4 protein-coding genes are annotated in these 3,603 nt (G+C 43.9%); all 4 read right to left on the bottom strand.

The window, feature by feature from the left end; translation table 11 throughout:
- Positions 1–590: TIM barrel protein (locus K8S13_RS06160; protein ID WP_291461254.1), on the bottom strand; the 590-nt coding region annotated here is incomplete at its 3' end.
- A gap of 20 nt (positions 591–610) precedes the next feature.
- The gene (gene phnE, locus K8S13_RS06165) at positions 611–1,720 is read right to left on the bottom strand and encodes a phosphonate ABC transporter, permease protein PhnE (protein ID WP_291461255.1); all 1,110 of its coding nucleotides are present in this window, start codon (positions 1,718–1,720) and stop codon (positions 611–613) included.
- A gap of 1 nt (position 1,721) precedes the next feature.
- Positions 1,722–2,606, bottom strand: coding sequence for a phosphonate ABC transporter substrate-binding protein (gene phnD, locus K8S13_RS06170; RefSeq protein ID WP_291461258.1), 885 nt, complete (start codon positions 2,604–2,606; stop codon positions 1,722–1,724).
- A gap of 39 nt (positions 2,607–2,645) precedes the next feature.
- Entirely contained in the window at positions 2,646–3,482 is an 837-nt protein-coding gene (gene phnC / locus K8S13_RS06175) for a phosphonate ABC transporter ATP-binding protein (protein WP_291461260.1), read from the bottom strand.
- Positions 3,483–3,603 lie beyond the last annotated feature (121 nt).

A 3,603-nucleotide genomic window follows, 5' to 3' on the forward strand; every position in this document is an offset into this window, starting at 1 on the left:
ATATCAAGGGTTGCCCTTACATTTTTTCTGTTTACTTTTTCTATCTGTTTTTTCAGGGCATCGGGTCTTTCGGCATAGCAGTACGGGCTGTTAAAGAGATAAGGCCTGGCATTTTCCATACAGATAATAATATCCGGATATTCGTCAGCAAGCTTCTTTAGTGATTCTGACTCTAAATCAAGGAGCCTTCGCTTTTCATCTGGGGAAATTTTAAAGTTGCCTTTTACAGGAAAGGTCTCTTCAGGAACAAATCGTCCTGAATGATAGACAAGGATCTTTGAACCGATTTCAGAGGCAAATTCAAGGCTCGCCATGAAGACGGAAACGTGCAGTTCGAGGGTTTGTCTATTCATAAGATTAAGAGGATTAGGAGAGTGAATGCTGTATTCGAAATCAAAATCGGCCAATATCTCTTTAACCCTTTTTACCTGCCTTTTATCGAGCAACCCATTCTTTATTGCATCCAGACCGTGAACAGGCAATTCTACTGCTTCTATATTAATTTTTTTGTAATATTCCAGATCTCTTTTCAAAGCATCAAGGTTGCCGTCAATTCTCACCTCATCTATTTTGCTTCCTATTTTATGCAATTCGGGCACCTCCTGGTAAACTATATAAAATAATTCCTTAGCTTCCCGCACAAAAAATCGATAATACTGACTGAAATGATAACCATGATCATCATTGTGCAGACTTCGCGATAAAGATAGCCGTTTAGTTTATCAAACATCAAAAACCCAATCCCGCCTGCTCCGCAAAAGCCCAGGATTGTGGCACTGCGAACGTTTGATTCGAATCTCAGCAGGCTGTAGCTGACTATAGTCGGCATAACCTGAGGAATTACGGAAAAAGAGATTACCTGGCCGGCTCCACTCCCGGTAGAGACAACCGCTTCTACCTGGCCGGGTTCGCTGGCCTCGATAGCTTCGCTGAAAACTTTTCCGAGAATACCGGTAGTGTGGATGAATAACGCAAGGATACCCGCGAAAGGCCCAAGTCCGATTATAGCCACAAACATAAGCGCCATTACAAACTCATTAAATCCACGAGCTGAATCCAAAAAACGTCTCACTACAAAATATGATATCCATCGAAGGCTGCGGTGAAAGAAACTGTCTCCGGGCGCAATGATTTTCAGGATGTTTTTGGCTGCAAAGAGCGAAAAAGGAATAGCCGCAATAACGGCAAGGAGACTCCCCCATATAGCCATCATAACAGTCTCCAAAAGCGCTATTGAGTACGATTTTAGTTTGGAAGAGTGGGTTTCAGGGGGAAAAAACCCACCCCTTTTTTCGTCAAGGAGACGGATATATTCTTCATCGATTGTCTTTTGTTTCTCTATAGGGTCTTGATTTGCAAGCATCTTTTTTGCCAGATTTTCAATCTCAACGTTTCTGCGCCTGTAATCCGGTTTCTGGTCTGCTGGAAGTGCATCATGTTTTTTATCTATATCCCTGCGCGCTTCTTCCATGGCAATAATTTCAGGAAGCCGTTTTGCATGCAGCTTCGCTGTCTTCTTGTCGATTTCATCTGTCTGTCTGCCAAAAAGGTATTCAAAGGCGTTCTGCCTTTTGTTCCAGATCTTGAAGGGATTGATGTCGCACCAGATGTAACTGAAAATCAATATGGCTGCGATAGTTATTCCCATGACAGTCAGGATAATCTTGCGCCGTGGAGTTAGTCTCGGCGCAAGATCCTCTAAAGTGGTCTCTTGATGCATCCTATTTCTTCCCTTTCAACTCGGCCTTTAATTTTTTAAGATAACGGATCGGATCGTAGGTGCTGTCATCACATTGCGCATAACCACCGATTTGAAGCTTCTGAAGTCCCATTTTATCGCTGTTAAACATCATCAACGCGCCGCAAAAGGCTGCCTTCAAGCTATCCGGCAGATCGCCACGCACACACATGGGAGACCCTGGAATAAGATCAGACGTCCATATAATATTAAACTCATCATAACTCACCTGGCCCTTTTCAGCCATGCGTCTCAGATCGATATCATTTGTGGAAGCAACCTCAATAGTGCCGTGTTTTACTCCCAGAATAGATGCTCCGTGAGAACCCGACCACTTTACATTTCTGAAATATTTTTTCGGGTCCACCTTCAGGTCTCTTTTAAACAGTACCATGGGAACGAGGTATCCTGATGTTGAGTTGGGATCATTAAAGGCAAAACCCCTACCTTTGGCCTGCTCCAGGGTTTTGATTCCGGATCCTTTTTTGGAAATGATGACGCCGTAATAGCCTTTCTGACCGGACTCGCCCATTTCCAGAGCTACGGCCTGGGCATTTGCCTTGTTTGCCGCATCTGTGTAACTCTTGGGGCCAAAGTAGGCAAATTCTATATGTTTATGAGTCATAGCCGTGATGATCCCGGCATAATCCGAAGCGCTTTTCCCTTCAACCTCTATTCCGAGAACGCTCTCTAAGTGATTAATGAGCGGTTTAAATCGTGCAATAATATCCGCACCACCCTCGGTAGGAATAAGGCCGATACGTACTTTTTTCGGCCAGTCGGCCGGGTTGGCATTGGCAAAAGTAGCGGCAAACATAGTAAGAGCAACACAAACAATTAACACCATCAACGATCTTTTTTTTAACATCTTCTTTCCTCCTTTTTTTGCTTTCAATTTTCAACTAACTTACGCACATGCGCGAATCCTCTCTGTTTCAGTTTCTCCTTCTTTCAGCCCCTGATAAACCCATGCTACCGTATCCGGTGTCATGTCCTTTCCCTTTCCATCGAAAATCATTTCCCCATCCGCCATTCCTATAATCCGCCTGCCGTAACGCAGTGCAAAATCAATATGGTGAAGGTTTACAATGACCGGGATTTTCTGGCTCTGGTTGATCTGAAGCAAAATTTCCATCACCTTTTCAGCGCTGCGTGGGTCAAGGCTGGATATCGGTTCATCGGCCAGAAAAACATTCGGCTCCTGGGCAAGAGTCCGTGCAATAGCCACTCGCTGCTGCTGACCGCCGGACAGCGTATCAGCCCGCTGAAATGCAAAGTGTTCAATGCCCACCTGTTTAAGGCACTCAAAGGCTATCTCTTTTTCTAATTTTGAAAATAGTCTGATTATTGATGATCCATATGATATGGGCCCCTGGTTGAATCGAAGCCTTCCTGCAAGAACGTTGTTTAGAACTGATAACCTTGGCACTAAATTAAACTGCTGAAAGATCATCCCAACCTTCTGTCTGACTTTCTTTAATCCTGAACCGTTTCCATAGGTGATATCTTTTCCGTTAAGTTCAATCATTCCTTCCGTGGGTGTTATCAATCGGTTCAAACAACGAAGAAAAGTCGATTTGCCGGCGCCTGAGGAACCGATGATCGATACAAATTCATTGTGCTGAAGCGTAAAATCAACATTTTTAAGCGCTCTGGTTCCATTGGGGTAGGTTTTACCAAGCCCCCTTGTACGTATAACAGGTAGGTCTTGATGTTTTGTTTTGATTGATATTTTTTGTCCCATTTTTTCTCCTCTCATGCATTTATCAGTTTGAATTATAGACACACTTGCCTGATACCCATGTTTGTGCTGTCCTTGTCCATGGTCCGTCATTATCTACTACAATAAGATCTGCCGGGGCGCC

Source organism: Desulfobacula sp., from assembly GCF_021107415.1.

Excerpts from the sequence above, each read along its gene's own strand:
- phnC (WP_291461260.1), bottom strand. The coding sequence starts at position 3,482 with ATGGGACAAAAAATATCAATCAAAACAAAACATCAAGACCTACCTGTT.
- phnD (WP_291461258.1), bottom strand. The coding sequence starts at position 2,606 with ATGTTAAAAAAAAGATCGTTGATGGTGTTAATTGTTTGTGTTGCTCTT.
- phnE (WP_291461255.1), bottom strand. The coding sequence starts at position 1,720 with ATGCATCAAGAGACCACTTTAGAGGATCTTGCGCCGAGACTAACTCCA.